This window comes from Bacillus sp. FSL L8-0152, from assembly GCF_038006365.1.
In the GTDB taxonomy this organism is placed as follows: Bacteria; Bacillota; Bacilli; order Bacillales; family Bacillaceae_G; genus Bacillus_A; species Bacillus_A cereus.
This window is the reverse complement of the sequence record NZ_JBBOVB010000001.1, coordinates 1,233,076-1,249,671: the sequence shown is the minus strand read 5'-3', so window position 1 is coordinate 1,249,671 and position 16,596 is coordinate 1,233,076. Positions and strand designations below refer to the sequence as shown.

Below are 16,596 nucleotides of genomic sequence, written 5' to 3'. Positions count from 1 at the left end.
TTTGATTTGATTATACGCCAACTGACTTTTTTATACAATAATTTTGCCTATGTATTTTCAAACTTATTATTGGAAAAAGAAAACAGGAACATTCATTACGCTGCTCAAAACAGTACGGTAAATGAAATTATAATGTGTCATGACAAAAAAGCCGCAATAAAGATTGCGGCTTCTGTTACGGTTTTCTTTTATATGTCCACTGACGGTTATGATTCGTATTATCTGGAAACTTTTCACCGGCAGTTAATTGTACCATTTGCGGATTTTTCACCATACTTCCCGTTTCACCAATTTCTACATAAACCCCATCATTTGGCGCTTTTTGTCCAGAACGAAACCTGCGATTTTGTCCCATTTTCATTCTCCTTCCATGACGTCTTTGCCTCATTAGTATATCCATTTTAAAAGAAAGCTTTTCTGTCATGTTTAGGAAACAGTACTACATCTCGTTCTTGTACATATATATGAATGACACAAGCGTAAGCAGGGATTTCTTTCCTACTTGTAGAAAAAAAAGAAACCAACCTACTCTAGGCTAGTTTCAAAGGAGAGTCAAACATATACGAGAAGATTACATGTTCATTATAAGTCTCATCACACGGGCAATGTAACCCTTTTCACAATTTGTACATAATGAAAGAAACATTGTTTGAACTTTCTAAAAAGATGTTGACTTTTCTTAATTTCCAACGAGAAATAGTAGACACCGCAGCACTTTGAGACGTAAGATGGATATATAGTGAAATTTTCATCTATGGTCATTTCACCAGGTCTAACCTCTTATTTCTGCATATTAAAAACGGAAATACAGATAGATACAAAAAAATTATTATAAGAGGTGAAATTATGAACAAACAACATTTAATCGCATTAGACTTAGACGGTACTTTATTAACAGACAACAAAATAATTTCCACTCGAACGAAACATACAATTGCAAAAGCAAAGGAACAGGGACATATTGTTGTTATTTCAACAGGACGTCCATTCCGTGCTAGTTATGATTACTATAAAGAACTTGCTCTTAACACACCTATCGTAAACTTTAACGGTGCTTACGTACATCATCCTCTTGATTCAAGCTGGGGAACACATCACTCTCCTCTTGAGCTAGCAACAGCGCAAGAAATTGTACGAGCTTGCTTTGATTTCGGCGTAAAAAATATATACGCGGAAGTAATGGACGATGTGTATGTTCGTGAAATTGATGAAGATAAAAAACATATTTTCGAATTCGGCTCTCCTAAGATTTTTACGGGAGACTTATTAAATATTTTAAACGATCATCCAACTTGCTTATTAATTGATGCACATGACGAGCATTCCACTGCAATTCGTCAACATTTAACGGATATGCACGCGGAAGTAATCGATCATAGAAAATGGGGCGCACCTTGGCCGATTATTGAGATTGTGAAAAGCGGATTAAATAAAGCGGTTGGATTACAAAAAATTTCTAGTCATTACAACATTCCACAAGAGCGAATTATCGCTTTCGGTGACGAAGATAATGATTTTGAAATGATTGAATTTGCTGGTCACGGCATCGCAATGGGGAATGCCATCCCTGAATTAAAATCACTCGCAAACCATACGACGTTAACGAACGAAGAAGATGGTATCGCTTTATATTTAGAAGAGGTTCTTGGGTTGTAATCTAAAAATTCCCTACTTATAGTTTCCTGCCAAATGTCCATACTATAAGTAGACGCAAGAGACATCGCGTCGATTGTTTTCAGCTAAATAAAGGGGGTTTTTCGAATGGGTAAAAAGAACAAATCAAAACGTTTTATCCAACAAGGAGCCGATGCTGTTATGAAGCATGATGCAAGATTCCCGTACAGAGGTACATTAGCTGAGGCAGAAAAAGCAAGAAGTAACTCTTCTTTTGGAGGGGTTTAAATGGGGAACTTACTATTCCAACAAGCTAGAGATGCTGTTGAAAATGCCGTATCTTGTTCAAGCGGTACTGAGCAACAAGATCTCGTGTATAGAGCAAAAAATGCTTTGCAATCCGCTTACGCAAACTCTTCAACTGCTGAAAAAGTTCAGCTCCGTGAAATGCAAGAGCAATTGCAAAACATTACGAATTTACATTAAAAAAGAGGACCAACTTTGGTCCTCTTTAATCTTTCCGAAACAATCCGAACACCCCAACTGTTTGCAATATATTTGTAAATGCACCTGGGTCCACTTGTCTAATAATCCTCTCTAATTCGTATAACTCGTAACGGGTAATAACCATCATTAACATTTCTTTATTTTCATTCGTATAAGCACCTGTTGCTGGTATCGTTGTAATCCCTCTTACTAATCGCGAGTGAATCGCCTTTCTTACGTCTGCCCCATTCTTCGTAACAATTAATGCTGTAATCTTTACATGACGAGTATGAATTGCATCAATAATTCTCGTTGATACATATAAAGTCACTAGCGTATACAACGCTTTTTCCCATCCATATACATAGCCAGCAGCGATAATGATAATTGCATTAAAAAAGAAAAAGTATGTACCGACAGGCTTATCTTTTATTTTTGATAAAATCATAGCGATAATATCTAATCCACCTGTAGAAGCACCCCACTTTAAAGCAATCCCTACTCCAATTGCCGAAATAATCCCGCCAAAAATCGCATTTAATATGATATCATTCGAAACCGCTCTAACAGGGATGATTTCTAGAAACAAAGTCATAAATATAACACAAAGAAAACTAAAAAAGGTGAAGGCCTTTCCAACCTTTTTCCACGCTAAAATAACGACAGGAATATTAAATAAGCTAAACAATACTCCCGTAGATATGTGAATCGATAAAAAATCACCTAATATTTGTGATAATAATTGAGACAATCCAGCAAAGCCGCTCGCATACACTTTCGCTGGCGTTAAAAATAAATTCATCCCAATCGCGTTTAATAAACCTGCGATGATTACAACGATTAACTTCTTTATAAGTTCAGTATAATTCAACTTCAAATCCATTTCGAATCCACCTTTACCCTTCATAAATGCACCGCTATACATAGTCTTTACGAAAAAGGAAATGATAAACGTACAACGTTTAGAAATGGAGTTGATACATATGCCACATACGAGTGATAACGACAAAAAAGCACGCGATAATAATGCAAAACGCACACAAAAAAATGAGCAAGAGCAAAAAAATATTCAGCAAGGTAAACGTGCATACTCTAAAAAGACCGATCACCTTTGATTCCATCGTACATCAACAATTATGTTGATGTACTTTTTTACATTTTAAAGGAAAAAACATTAAAAATTCACTTCATGTTCACTTCTATATTCTACAATAGCGATAACATATTCGGATGAGGTGTTGGCATGAGAGGGAAACATATTTTCATTATTACTGCACTAATAAGTATATTGATGCTATCTGCTTGCGGACAAAAAAACGGCTCAGCTACAGTCGCCACAGCAACAGACTCGACTGTTACGAAGGACGACTTCGAAAAACAATTGAAAGATCGTTACGGAAAAGACATGCTATACGAAATGATGGCACAAGACGTCATCACAAAAAAATATAAAGTACCTGATGAAGAGGTAAATAAAGAAGTAGAAAAAGTAAAAAAACAATATGGAGATCAATTCAAAAAAGTATTAGAAAATTATGGTTTAAAAGATGAAGAGGATTTCAAAAATCAAATTAAGTTCAAACTTGCTATGAATGAAGCGATTAAGAAAAGCATTACAGAAAAAGACGTAAAAGACCACTATAAGCCAGAAATTAAAGCGAGTCACATTTTAGTAAGTGACGAAAATGAAGCGAAAGAAATAAAGAGTAAACTAGATGCTGGTGCTTCATTTGAAGAATTAGCAAAACAAGAATCACAAGATCTGCTATCAAAAGATAAAGGTGGAGACCTTGGATACTTCAATTCAGGTACAATGGCTCCTGAATTCGAAACCGCTGCCTACAAACTAAATGTTGGACAAATTAGCAATCCCGTAAAATCATCAAACGGTTATCACGTTATTAAATTAACTGATAAAAAAGCTTTAAAGCCTTATGATGAAGTGAAAGACTCTATTCGCAAAAACTTAGAGGAAGAACGTACTGCTGATCCTGTATTCAGCAAAAAATTGTTACAAGAGGAATTAAAAAAGGCAAATATTAAAATAAATGATAGTGATTTGAAAGATACGTTTACTCTTGTTTCACCGCAAGGAAATTAAAAAAGCACAACCTTATCTTTTTAAATAAGGTTGTGCTTTTTAATCTTCTATCTTATTTCTTAAAGTAAGTCCAACCTTCTTCTTGGTAAACTTTTTCTTCTTTCATCAATTTACCAAGTGCGCGCTTAAATGCAGCTTTACTCATGTTAAAGCGTTCTTTAATATCTTCCGGATGGCTCTTATCCCAAAACGGCATTGCTCCGCCTCGTTCTTCCATATATGCATAAATTACTGCCGCATCGTCTTCCATTCCTTCTTCTTTACGAGGAAGAAGTGAAATGTTAATTGTACCGTCATCTTTTACGTCAATAATACGTCCTGTTACACGCTGACCGATGCGGACTTGTTCTTTTCTTTCTGTATGGTGTAAGAAAGCACGGAAATGCTCATCAGTTAGTACGAATGAACCAACTTGAAGCGAACGATATACACGTCCATTTACGTTTTTATTACGCATAGATGGTGTCGCATCTACAACGATTTCTTGCATATCACTATCTCTTGCTGGAAGAGCAATTAAACGATCACGATTCGTTAATTTTAACGTACAATATAATTCGTCTCCAACTTCTGGCCATACCGGCATATAAATTGGGAATTCATCAGCTGGAATTAGTATATCTTTTGATACACCAATATCAACAAACACACCTAAACTAGGAATGACTTCTACAACCTTTACCCAGTTCCAATCATAAGTTGTAATAATCGGTTCCTTCATTGTTGCTGAAATACGATTTTGGTGATCAAGGTATAAGAATACATCAATCGTATCACCTTCTTCAATTTCTCCAGCTACTTCGTTTTTATGTAGGAAAATTTCTTCTTCTTCATTCCCAACCATATATCCGATTTCCGTTTCGCGTAAAACAGTTACCTGTTCAATCGATCCTATTTGCAAATACATATTTTTTAATTCCCTTCTATATATATAAAATTATCTTTTTTATCATTCCAAACAAAAGTTAATTATAACATGATTTTTCCTGTATTTGTCCAACTGCCCAAAATTCACTATAATAAAATGAGGTTCCATGAATATAAGTACGAAAACACTTAAGTCTAGACTCGTTTTCAGCTATACTTTAGTATGTACAGTACATAACAAGATTAGAAATTTATTTGGAGGTGCTAACTATGGCAAAAGATAGTTCTTTTGACATCGTTTCGAAAGTAGAATTACCTGAAGTAACAAACGCAATTAATATCGCATTAAAAGAAATCCAAAACCGATATGACTTTAAAGGAAGTAAAAGTGATATTAAATTAGAAAAAGAAGTACTAGTTTTAACTTCTGACGACGAGTTCAAATTAGACCAAGTAAAAGACGTTTTAATTTCTAAACTTGTAAAACGTAACGTTCCAATTAAGAACTTAGATTACGGAAAAGTTGAAGCTGCAACTGGCAACACTGTTCGCCAACGTGCAACACTTCAACAAGGTATCGATAAAGATAACGCTAAAAAAATTAACAACATCATTAAAGAAATGAAATTAAAAGTAAAAACACAAGTACAAGACGATCAAGTACGTGTTACAGCGAAAAGCCGTGATGACTTACAAGCCGTAATCGCAGCTGTTCGTAGCGCTGATTTACCAATCGACGTACAGTTCATTAACTACCGCTAAAAAGAAAACTCCTCTTAATTAGAGGAGTTTTCTTTTTGTCTTGTAGAGACAATATTACAAGAACAAACCATAGAAAAAAGGGTATGTGCGGTAAAAATCGCTAAGTAAATTGAAAATAAGGAAAAGACACCTTAAGACGTTTTCCCTTCGATTTGAATTACTTTTCTTAGTAATTACATCCTAGGCCAAAGTCATCTTAAAAATTGCTATAACTCATAATTCCTCTCCTCGCCAAAACGTAACAATTTATGAGTATAAGAATATTTTCCAACCTTTAATGTAATGTAAAATTAATAAGTATTTTAAAAAATGTTAATTAAAAAAGAGTTAGAAGTGGTTATTTGAAGAAATTAATATTATGGTTTTTATTGGCCACATTCTCCCTAAATACTGTAGGATGTTCTAATAATACGAATACACTAACGGATAAGTCTAACTGTATCAACAAAGCTTGGTACAAAAAAAATATGTCATGTAATCATTTAAAAAAACATTAAATAGTTAATGATAAAGGTCATAAAAAAAGACACCTCAAAGTGCCTTCCTCCGACTTGAATCATCTCAAGTTTAACAATATTTGGTTGTAATTAAAAAGAAGCATAAATTGTTAATAAAGATGCAGACTTCAAAATAAAAAGTACACTAAGTAAACTCTTATTCAAAAATTTATATTAAACACTAATATTTTAGAAGCAAGTTTATAAGTGTAAAACCTACAGGGATTTCCCCTGTAGGTTTTATTATATTTCAAGTGATTTCCAAATGTATTATGAGTGGCTTTTTTCAGTTTGGTTTTCAAAATATTTTTCTTTAACCATTTTTATCAGATTTTCTTTTTCTGTTAGTTCAAATATAAATAATGCTTTTTTCATGTTATTTGCAATATCTTCTTCATTCTGTTGTTTAAATCTTAATAAATTCCATCCTTTTAAATAGTAAAGTTCACCTAATAAGTATAGAGTATTTAGATTAATAGCTAATTTGATGCCCTTATCAATGTATTTTACCGCTTCTTCATATTGATAGGTCATACCTAAACATTTCGCTAAATTAAAAATGATTTTTAATTTAATCGCTTTATCTCTCGGAAAATCTAACTTATTAAAATTAGTTAAACATCTTCCTAATATAGTAATACTTTTATCATATTCTTTATTTTCCGCATAAAATATAGACATTGTCTGCATAATATCTATTTCTCTTTCTGATAAAAAATCAACATTGGTTAAAGTTAGTTTTAATGCATTATTTAAAAGCTTTAAAGCAGTTTTTATGGATCTGTTCACCTCAAATACAGCAATTGCTTCATGCCATAGGAGAAATTGTTTATCTTCTTTTGCCTGGAAATTTTTTTCATCTTTCTCTTTTTTCACGATTTCATAAAGTTCTTTATATTGTTTTTGCTTTAAGCAATCTTTTATTACACATTTTACATTTTCTACATATTTTAACTTTTTGTTTTGAGTTAATGCAAATATATTATTTGGGTCAATACCAAGTCTTTCTGATAATTGATATAACAATATACTAGATGGATAAATCATACCTTTTTCTATTTTGCTAATTTGACTTTGCGAACATATTCCATGACATAATTCGGATTGTGATATATTTTTTTTAATTCTAAGCTCTTTAATGGTAATACCCAAATCGTAAAATTCCATTTTCCCACCTACTATTTAGTACTATATTAGTATAAGAGTATTCTCTAACTTTTAATGTAATGTAAAATTAATATAGTTGCAATTATTGTTTGTTTCAAAGGTCTTTCTCTATCCGTATTGACACAAAAACAGGCTAGGAAGAAGACTTTCTCCCTAACCTGGCCCCACCGAACAAACTTACAAATCCAATAAGAAGACATGAACATAGAGTGCGTAACTTCTCATCTCATCTACGCTTCCTTTTAACTGCAATTAAAAACGCAATAAATAATACATTCACACCAACGATTAAGGAGATAAATAACCAATTCACACCTGTTTCTCTGTTAACTTTATACACGTTTGATTCTTCACGCTTTAAAACGAGATAAAATTTTCCGTTTTCCTCTCTTATAATTTCATCCTGCAACAATCCTCTTAACTCTTGTTTTTCACCAATTGCACTTGCAGGTAAGGAGACTTTTTGTGTTTCTTTCGTATTATTAATTGCTACTAAGGTTACTTCATCTTTATATTTTCGTTTTAGTATGCTCATCCCGCTCTTATCATATAGAAGCTCAAACGTACCGCGTCGTAAAGACGGTCTCGCCTGCCTAAGTTCACCTAGTTTTGTTATGTGCTGCATAAATTTTTCGTCTGACTTAAAATCCATTAATCGTCTATTATCGGGTACACTTCCTCCATCTAATGCAATTTCAGTTCCGTAATAAAAATTCGGAATCCCAGGTGATGTTAACAAATATGTAAGCGCCAGTTTTAAACGTGATGGCGGATAATACATATTTTCTTTTGCAATACGCGCATATCTTTTTGTTTCTTGATCATCTAAAAACGTAACAAATTCCCCTTCTTTTTTACTCACATCGTATAACGATTTCACCGATACATCCGCTTTGGAAAACGATTCTACTATTTTTTCGTTGTATTCGCTATCCTCCTTTGTCATAATACGAAAATCTTTCTTTATCACTTGCATGTCTTTTTGCGCGTTATCCCAAAAGGAACGCGGCTTTTTTTCACTATGTATAACATAGCTTCCGTCTAAATCAACTTCTTTTATCCACCATTTCATTGCGTCAATTACCTGTTGTTCGTTTTCTCCAAGCGGAAATTGAAATACAACTTTCATTCCTTTTGCCTGAGCTTCTTTTACAAGTTCTTTCACATCATTTTCTGTCCCGAAATGTTCATTTACCTTTTTAAAATTTCGCACGTCTAATCCATCGTACTTTCCACTTTCAAAAAGTGGCGAAAGCATAACGGTAGTAAAACCCATTTCTTTTATGTAATCCAACCTTTTTATAATTCCTCTTATATCCCCGCCTTGATACCCTTCTAAATTACCAACTTCTAACTGTTTGTCATTTTTCGGTTCTCCATTATTGAAGCGATCAATCATAATGGAATAGATAACTTCGTCTCGCCACTCTCTTTTTTCGTCTGCAAAAGTATGTATTGGTACAAACAAAACAACAGCTAAGCAAAAACAAATGAATAGTTTCCTAGTCCGTATTTTTCCCACACGCATCCCCCAAGTTTTTTAATTGCAAGAATATTATACCAATTTTCCGGATGAAATGCATATGTCGATTTCAACCCTCACAAAATAATACATGTTAGATTTCCTAACATCATTTATATAATTTTCTGAATTTTTAGTTGATTTTTAGTTTAATTTCGAATATGATATGAAACATAACAAAACGATGTTATTTTTTCTAACATTATAGGAGGAGAGCTCATGAATATGGGAGATACGGTTTTTATGTTTGTAACGACAGTAATGGTCATGTTAATGACACCAGGATTGGCACTTTTTTATGGAGGTATGGTTCGCAGCAAAAATGTACTCAGTACAACGATGCATAGTTATAGCGCAATGGCTATCGTTTCGATTCAATGGATTGTTATCGGCTATTCTTTATCATTCGGACCAGATTGGCACGGGATTATCGGTACACTTGATTGGTTCGGTCTAAACGGAGTTACCTACGCACCAAATCCAGACTACTCATCTACTATTCCTCACAATTTATTCATGATGTTTCAACTCATGTTCGCCATTTTAACTCCAGCTTTAATTTCAGGTGCATTCGCTGAAAGAATGCGATTTTCTGCCTTTCTTATTTTTATCCTTCTATGGACAACGATCGTTTACAATCCTGTCGCTCATTGGGTATGGGGCGTCGGCGGGTGGCTAAGGGAACTTGGGGCACTAGACTTCGCTGGCGGAAACGTCGTTCACATCACTTCCGGAGTTGCTGGTCTTGTATTAGCTATTTTCCTTGGAAAACGAAAAAACATAAATGGTTCTTCTCCTCACCATTTGCCATTTACAATGTTAGGCGCAGGCTTATTATGGTTTGGCTGGTTCGGTTTTAACGTCGGCAGCGCATTATCCTTAAACGACGTAGCTTTAACTGCATTTATTAATACAAATATAGCCGCTGCTGCCTCAGCTCTAACTTGGATGCTTTCTGAATGGTTCTTCCAATCAAAACCGACTGCGATGGGAGCTGCTTGCGGAGTTGTTTCTGGTCTAGTCGCTATTACACCAGCTTGCGGGTTCGTTACACCTTTCTCCGCTCTTCTTATCGGAGCAATTGGTGGTATATTATGCTTTGGCGCTGTTTTCTTCTTAAAAACAAAATTCGGGTATGACGATACACTTGATGCCTTTGGATGCCACGGCATCGGAGGAACTTGGGGCGGTATTGCAACAGGACTATTTGCAACCACTACCATAAACGGAGATGGTGCAAACGGATTATTTTACGGAAATGCCGCTTTACTGTTTAAACAACTGGTAGCAATTGGAGCAACATATGCATTCACAATAATAATGACTTATGCCATTATTAAAGTTATTAACTTCTTCCTCCCTGTTCGGGTAGATGAGCACGAGGAACATATGGGACTTGATATTTCGATGCATGGTGAGAAAGCTTATGAACATGCAGAGCGAGCAAACTAAAAAAGAGATGCAATCTATTAGTAATAGATTGCATCTCTTTTTTGCGCACCGGGCAACATACCCCACCTAGTATAACTGGAAATATATTAACGGTTTTTTGGATATATCAACGATTTTTCAAATATATCGATTGTTTCTTTCAATATATCAACGGTTCGACACAACATATCGATTTACAAACAAATTCCGACATAATTTACAAGCAAAATACCCCACATAACTTTATACAAAAAAGACGACCGAAACCCGGTCGTCTTTTCCTATTTATTTCGGAGCATTTCCTACATATTGCGTAATATCAACATTTAATGCCTGCGCTAAACGCATACCGTATTCTTGATCTGCACGGAAGAAGTTACAAACAGCTAATAATTTTGTGCGTTCATTTACGTCTTTTAGATCATTTGTTAAGTTTGCAATTAAGTTATCTTGCTCTTCTTTAGAGAATGAACGGTAACGCTCACCTGCTTGTTTGAAGTCATTTGGTTTCTCGATTTTTTCACGAGATACATAGCCTTCTACTTTCATAGTTGAATCGCGGTAAGCTTTGTCTTCAACCGGATTCTCTGCATGACGGCTCGGTTCGTAGTTGATTGTAGATGGGTTTTGATTTACTTGCATCGCACCATCACGTTGTTGATTATGAACAGCTGCGTATGGGCAGTTTACAGGAATTTGTAAGTAATTTGCACCAAGACGATAACGCTGTGTATCTGGGTAAGAGAATAAACGACCTTGTAATAATTTATCTTCCGATGGCTCAATACCATTTACAGTTGCACTTGGAGAGAACGCTACTTGTTCTACTTCTGCAAAGAAATTTTTCGGATTACGATTTAACGTCATCGTCCCTACTTCCATTAATGGGAAGCGATCTTCTGGCCATACTTTCGTTGGATCTAATGGATCAAAGTCTAAAGAGTCCATTTCATCTAATTGCATAACTTGTACGTGTAAATCCCATTTCGGGTGATTTCCTTTTTCGATTGCGTCGAACAAGTCACGAGTTGCATGATTGAAGTCTTTCCCTTGTACTTCTTGCACTTCTTTCGCATTTAAGTTACGTACACCTTGCTGTGGTTTCCAGTGGTATTTAATATAAACAATTTTACCTTCTTCATTAATCCATTTAAATGAATGGACGCCGAAACCTTCCATTTCACGATAACTTGCTGGTGTACCGTAATCAGAAAATACCCATGTCATCATGTGTGTAGATTCTGGAGTTAACGTCATGAAATCCCAGTAACGATCTGGCGTTTGAATATTCGTATCAGGTGCTGGTTTTAAAGAATGTACCATATCAGGGAATTTAATTGCATCACGAATGAAGAAAACCGGTAAATGATTACCTACGATATCGTAGTTTCCTTCTTCTGTATAAAATTTAACAGCGAACCCACGTGGGTCACGTGCTGTTTCAGGAGAACCTTGACCATGAATAACCGTTGAAAAACGAACAAATACAGGCGTTTCAGTTCCTTCATTTTGTAAAAATGCCGCTTTCGTATATTGCTTCATACTATTTTTCGTTACGAATACACCGTGAGCACCTGCACCACGTGCATGCACAACACGCTCCGGAATACGTTCACGATCAAAGTGCGCAAGTTTTTCTACTAAATGATAGTCTTCTAATAATACTGGTCCACGACGACCAGCTGTACGAGAATTTTGGTTATCTCCAACTGGAGCACCTTGGTTTGTTGTTAAGCGATTATTTGGATTCATCTAGGGGGATCCTCCTCTTTCTTTCATAGTAATTATTATTTATTTAAAATTATTATAAACTAATTATTATTCAAAACTAAACCTTTGTCAACTATTTCCTTCACTTTTTTTGAAACAATTTCAGCCAAACAGTCGATAAATGCAGATTGTGCATTCGGCATACTTGGTCTAAAATATTTGGCATTTAATTCATCAGTTACAACTTTACATTCATAATCGTTGTCATATAAAACTTCTAAATGCTCCGCTACAAAACCAACTGGGCAATATACGAAAGATTCGTACCCATGCTCTGCATATAAATCTTTCGTTAAATCTTGCACATCTGGACCAATCCATGAATCAGGAGTATTCCCAGCACTTTGCCAACCGATTGTATAGTTTTGAATATTTGCAGCTTCTGCAATTAAATCTGCCGTATACTTTAGTTGTTCTACATATGGGTCTCCTGCTGTAATAATCTTTTCTGGCAAACTATGCGCTGAGAAAATTACGACTGCTTTCTCTTTATCATCAATTTCTGTAAACGTTTCTTTTATTTTGTCTGCCCAATACGAAATAAATTTCGGTTCATCATACCATTGTTCAATTGGTTCAATAACAGGACCACCGATTTCTTTTGAAAGACGAATAGCACGATCATTATACGCTTTAATGCTAAATGTAGAATAGTGCGGTGCTAATACGATACTAATCGCCTGCTCAATTCCATCTCGCTTCATTTCCTCTACAGCATCTTCTATAAATGGCGCAGTATGTTTTAAACCTAAGTAACAAGTAAATTCATACTCTGTAAATATGTTATTCATTGAATCTGTTAATTTATGCGCCTGCTCTTTCGTAATTTTTGCAAGCGGCGAAATTCCACCAATCGCTTTATAGCGCTCAATTAAATCTTCAAGCGCTTCTTCTGACAGCTTACGCCCGTGACGGATATGTGTATAATATGCCTCTACATCGTCTAATGATTCTGGTGTTCCATACGCCATTACGAGTAAACCTATTTTTTTCTTTGTCATCTATATAACACCTCAATTTTATAAATGAGAATCCTTTTCAGAACGTTTGTTTCCAATTATAACAAGCAATAATAAGTACGTCAAAATAATAATTCTAATTAAGTATTATTTATAAGGTGATTTTGAATTTTATATGAAAATTTATTTAATAAAAAGCGACTTACATAATTGTAAGCCGCTTTTCCCTTATTCCTTAATATTTACCCCATATTCTTTAAACCAAACGTGAATTTGTGCTAAATGAGCTAAAAGCTGTGGCCCAGTCATCAATTGACCAAACCATGGTGTTTGAAATGCACTGCCACCAGACTGAATTAATCCGTTCAACTGCTCTTTATCAAACAATTCGTGTAAAATTGAACCTTTATCCGTTAATAGATTTTGAAGCCATACTGTTACTGCTTTTGTATAGTGTGGATTGTGCGTTTTCGGATAAGGACTCTTCTTTCTATATAAGATGTCATGTGGAAGTACATCTTCTAACGCTTTACGTAATAGACCTTTTTCGCGGTTTTTATACATTTTCATTTCCCAAGGAATATTCCACGCATATTCGACAAGGCGATGATCTGCAAATGGAACACGTACTTCTAAACTTGCCCCCATACTCATGCGGTCTTTTCTGTCTAATAATGTTGTCATAAACCATACCATATTTAAATAAAATAATTGGCGTCTTTTTGCTTCTAGCGGACTTTCTCCCTCTAAAATAGGAACTTCTTGAATCGACTCTTCATAGCGCCTTTGCACATATTGTTGTAAATTTAATTTATTTCTCCATTCTTTCTTTAGCAGTTGTTCACGTGCTTCTGTAGAGCGCATCCACGGAAAGGCACTCGATTGTAAATCATCTTCTCTATAAAACCACGGATATCCACCAAATATTTCATCTGCACATTCCCCAGATAAACCGACGACAAAATCTTGTTTAATTTCACGACAAAACCATAATAATGACGAATCGATATCTGCCATACCAGGCAAATCACGAACGAGTACTGCTTCAGTTAAATACTCTGCTAATTTTTCATTCGAAATGACGCAGCGATGATGGGTTGTTTGAAATGTCTCAGTCATTAAATTAATAAACGGAGCATCTGAATTTGGCTGGAACGCATTCGCTTTAAAGTATTTGTCATTATCTTCGTAATCAATAGAATACGTGTGTAATTGCCCTTTTCCTGATCTCTCGTATTCTTTCGCTGCGATAGCTGTAATAGCGCTCGAATCTACACCACCTGATAAAAAAGTACATAGTGGTACATCAGAAACAAGCTGTCTTGTAATGGCATCTTGTAATAAAAAGCGCGTTTTCTCTACGGTTTCTTCAAAAGAGTCTTCATGTTTTTTACTTTCTACATTCCAATATCTCCATATACATAAACCGTTCTTTGAAAATGTCATCGCATGACCTGGACGTAATTCTTTTATACCAGCATAAATACCATGGCCAGGCGTTCTTGACGGTCCGAGGCCGAATATTTCGGATAACCCTTCTAACGTTACTTCCGCCTTCACATCTGGATGAGCCAGTATCGCTTTTAACTCTGAACCAAATAGTAATCGCCCACTATCATATTTATAAAATAGCGGTTTTACACCTAGTCGATCTCGCGCAATAAATACTTGTTCTTTCTGTTCATCCCATACAGCAAACGCATATATACCGTTTAAATGATCGACACATTCTTCTTTCCATTCAATATAAGAAGCTAATAATACTTCTGTATCAGAATGACCTTTGAACGTATATCCTCTTCTTAATAATTCCTTTCGAATGTCTTCTGTGTTATAAAGTTCACCGTTATAGCAAATGGCGTAATTCGTTTCATCTTTTAAACAAGTCATCGGTTGTTTCCCGCCCTCAGGGTCCACAACGATTAAACGTTTATGCCCAAATGCGACATTGCCTTTAATCCAAACTTTATTATCATCCGGCCCACGTTTGGCTAACGTCTCAGCCATCTTCGTAACGACATCTCTTTCTCCTTCTAATGAGCGTTTATAATCCACCCATCCTGTAATCCCGCACATATAAATCATCCTTCCATCTTATTTCTTTTCTTGAACGTGCAGTAATCCCCACCCTAAGAGTGCGGATCAAAAAATGGAAAACTTGACGATAACCTACTATCCACATATGGAATAGCATTCTCACTCAGTAAAACGTGTTTTATTGTATGCCCACCTATGTCTAGATGTGTCTAGTTATAAAGAATGCACGAACTGTCTATAACAGGAATAACTACTTTTTATAAAGGAGAAATCATGTATGATACAACGTAACCATATTTTATATAACCAGCCCCGCGCTCATACATTCGGTAATGTAGAATATATAAACAATGAATGGGTATTCTTTGATGATGAAAATGATGAAGCATTTTTATTAGAAGATATTGCCGAAGATGGTTTTGAGATTTTATATAACAACAACTGGCTACCAGCCCGTTTCTATGAACAAGATATATTACAAATCGCCAACGAACAGCACCACCTGCAAAACGGGGAAATGATACGTATTCGAAAAAAATTACTTCTTAGCTATAATGAATGGCTCGAGGAATTACCTGACTCTGTGTTCACATTATTAACCGAATCATTGCAATCACTTCACTACTCTTTATATGATTGCATGTATTGTCATAATTATTTATCTTTCTTACCGAAAGAGGAGTCACGCGAAGGAGTAAATATTCTTTTGTTTGATAACGAAGAGATGATCTGTACACTACAGCATCATTTCGTCCGTCACACTACATCCAATAAAAACATGTTCCGTTTTACGAAAGTAAATGGAGAAGAGTTACATATCGATGCGACATAAAAAGTAAAAACCACCTTAGCTCCCAAGTCTTTGAGATTATAAGGTGGTTTTATTTTCTTTATTAGAATACTTGCCAACCAATCGGTAATTTCAGTCCAAGGTAAAATACTGCTACTAATGCAACAATAAATAGCCCCCAAACTGCCCCTGTTGCTTTGTTCTTGCTCATTTTCACAAGAACCATTTCCATTCCACCGATAACTAAAATACCAGCTATCATTTTTAAACCATACCACATGTGCATGTTACTTGTTGCAGTCTTCATAATCCCCATGTACAACATGAAACCTGTCACAATAATGATAATGTACATAAGACGAAGCCCCATATGTACACCTTTACCTTTTCTTCCTGCTGAATAAAGTGAATACGCAACGAAGAATAAAATTAAACCTAACGCCCATGCTGTAATATGCATATGTACCATCGTATCCCTTACCTCCTCTTTTCACACTTTTTCACTCTATATGATAACATGTTCATTTATTTTCAGGAAATGTTTCGCTTTTTTACATTTAAATGCTATAATATTTAGAGTATTTACAAACTTC

Annotated in this window: 17 protein-coding genes; 8 read left to right on the top strand and 9 right to left on the bottom strand. The window is 35.2% G+C overall.

The window, feature by feature from the left end; translation table 11 throughout:
- Window positions 1–175: 175 nt before the first annotated feature.
- The gene (locus MHH27_RS06310; RefSeq protein ID WP_016082481.1) at window positions 176–355 is read right to left on the bottom strand and encodes a YjzC family protein; all 180 of its coding nucleotides are present in this window, start codon (window positions 353–355) and stop codon (window positions 176–178) included.
- Window positions 356–846: 491 nt separating this feature from the next.
- Between MHH27_RS06310 and MHH27_RS06305 the strand changes: the two genes are divergently transcribed.
- From MHH27_RS06305 to MHH27_RS06295, 3 genes are all read left to right on the top strand, one after another.
- On the top strand, window positions 847–1,656 hold the full coding sequence (locus MHH27_RS06305; RefSeq protein WP_001041231.1) for a Cof-type HAD-IIB family hydrolase: 810 nt from the start codon (window positions 847–849) through the stop codon (window positions 1,654–1,656).
- A 105-nt stretch (window positions 1,657–1,761) separates the two neighbouring features.
- Window positions 1,762–1,902 (top strand): hypothetical protein, encoded by a 141-nt coding sequence (locus tag MHH27_RS06300; protein ID WP_000516816.1) that lies wholly within the window; start codon window positions 1,762–1,764, stop codon window positions 1,900–1,902.
- Window positions 1,903–2,100 carry a DUF3813 domain-containing protein gene (locus tag MHH27_RS06295; protein WP_000527407.1) on the top strand — a complete coding sequence of 66 codons (198 nt, stop codon included), beginning with the start codon at window positions 1,903–1,905 and terminating at the stop codon, window positions 2,098–2,100.
- Between the two features lie 25 nt (window positions 2,101–2,125).
- Here the strand turns inward: MHH27_RS06295 and MHH27_RS06290 are convergent, their stop codons facing one another.
- The gene (locus MHH27_RS06290; RefSeq protein ID WP_000364432.1) at window positions 2,126–2,983 is read right to left on the bottom strand and encodes a YitT family protein; all 858 of its coding nucleotides are present in this window, start codon (window positions 2,981–2,983) and stop codon (window positions 2,126–2,128) included.
- A gap of 100 nt (window positions 2,984–3,083) precedes the next feature.
- On the opposite strand from MHH27_RS06290, the gene MHH27_RS06285 reads away from it, so the two are divergent.
- Complete coding sequence (locus MHH27_RS06285) at window positions 3,084–3,215, top strand: DUF3941 domain-containing protein (RefSeq protein WP_001120851.1); 132 nt, start codon at window positions 3,084–3,086, stop codon at window positions 3,213–3,215.
- A gap of 128 nt (window positions 3,216–3,343) precedes the next feature.
- Window positions 3,344–4,201: a peptidylprolyl isomerase PrsA gene (prsA, locus tag MHH27_RS06280; protein WP_097987120.1), complete on the top strand. Its 858-nt coding sequence runs from the start codon at window positions 3,344–3,346 to the stop codon at window positions 4,199–4,201.
- A 52-nt stretch (window positions 4,202–4,253) separates the two neighbouring features.
- Here prsA and MHH27_RS06275 read toward each other — a convergent pair whose 3' ends face one another.
- Window positions 4,254–5,108 carry a CvfB family protein gene (locus MHH27_RS06275; RefSeq protein ID WP_000281265.1) on the bottom strand — a complete coding sequence of 285 codons (855 nt, stop codon included), beginning with the start codon at window positions 5,106–5,108 and terminating at the stop codon, window positions 4,254–4,256.
- Window positions 5,109–5,338: 230 nt separating this feature from the next.
- Here MHH27_RS06275 and MHH27_RS06270 point away from each other — a divergent pair, with 230 nt between their 5' ends.
- Entirely contained in the window at window positions 5,339–5,830 is a 492-nt protein-coding gene (locus MHH27_RS06270; RefSeq protein ID WP_001040146.1) for a YajQ family cyclic di-GMP-binding protein, read from the top strand.
- A gap of 767 nt (window positions 5,831–6,597) precedes the next feature.
- Here the strand turns inward: MHH27_RS06270 and MHH27_RS06265 are convergent.
- Together MHH27_RS06265 and MHH27_RS06260 are read right to left on the bottom strand one after the other, a co-directional pair.
- Window positions 6,598–7,494 (bottom strand): helix-turn-helix domain-containing protein, encoded by an 897-nt coding sequence (locus tag MHH27_RS06265; protein WP_000397875.1) that lies wholly within the window; start codon window positions 7,492–7,494, stop codon window positions 6,598–6,600.
- A gap of 226 nt (window positions 7,495–7,720) precedes the next feature.
- Window positions 7,721–9,022 (bottom strand): alpha-amylase family glycosyl hydrolase, encoded by a 1,302-nt coding sequence (locus tag MHH27_RS06260; RefSeq protein WP_078400954.1) that lies wholly within the window; start codon window positions 9,020–9,022, stop codon window positions 7,721–7,723.
- A 213-nt stretch (window positions 9,023–9,235) separates the two neighbouring features.
- Between MHH27_RS06260 and MHH27_RS06255 the strand changes: the two genes are divergently transcribed.
- On the top strand, window positions 9,236–10,468 hold the full coding sequence (locus MHH27_RS06255; protein WP_001055850.1) for an ammonium transporter: 1,233 nt from the start codon (window positions 9,236–9,238) through the stop codon (window positions 10,466–10,468).
- 264 nt (window positions 10,469–10,732) lie between these two features.
- Here the strand turns inward: MHH27_RS06255 and katB are convergent, their stop codons facing one another.
- From katB to asnB, 3 genes are all read right to left on the bottom strand, one after another.
- Window positions 10,733–12,199: a catalase KatB gene (gene katB / locus MHH27_RS06250; RefSeq protein ID WP_001069184.1), complete on the bottom strand. Its 1,467-nt coding sequence runs from the start codon at window positions 12,197–12,199 to the stop codon at window positions 10,733–10,735.
- 59 nt (window positions 12,200–12,258) lie between these two features.
- The gene (gene hemH / locus MHH27_RS06245) at window positions 12,259–13,218 is read right to left on the bottom strand and encodes a ferrochelatase (protein ID WP_340941950.1); all 960 of its coding nucleotides are present in this window, start codon (window positions 13,216–13,218) and stop codon (window positions 12,259–12,261) included.
- Between the two features lie 186 nt (window positions 13,219–13,404).
- Window positions 13,405–15,252 carry an asparagine synthase (glutamine-hydrolyzing) gene (gene asnB / locus MHH27_RS06240; protein WP_000333991.1) on the bottom strand — a complete coding sequence of 616 codons (1,848 nt, stop codon included), beginning with the start codon at window positions 15,250–15,252 and terminating at the stop codon, window positions 13,405–13,407.
- 238 nt (window positions 15,253–15,490) lie between these two features.
- Between asnB and MHH27_RS06235 the strand changes: the two genes are divergently transcribed.
- Window positions 15,491–16,045 (top strand): DUF2777 domain-containing protein, encoded by a 555-nt coding sequence (locus MHH27_RS06235; protein WP_340941948.1) that lies wholly within the window; start codon window positions 15,491–15,493, stop codon window positions 16,043–16,045.
- A gap of 61 nt (window positions 16,046–16,106) precedes the next feature.
- Here MHH27_RS06235 and MHH27_RS06230 read toward each other — a convergent pair whose 3' ends face one another.
- Window positions 16,107–16,472, bottom strand: coding sequence for a YisL family protein (locus MHH27_RS06230; RefSeq protein ID WP_000233490.1), 366 nt, complete (start codon window positions 16,470–16,472; stop codon window positions 16,107–16,109).
- Between the last annotated feature and the right edge of the window lie 124 nt (window positions 16,473–16,596).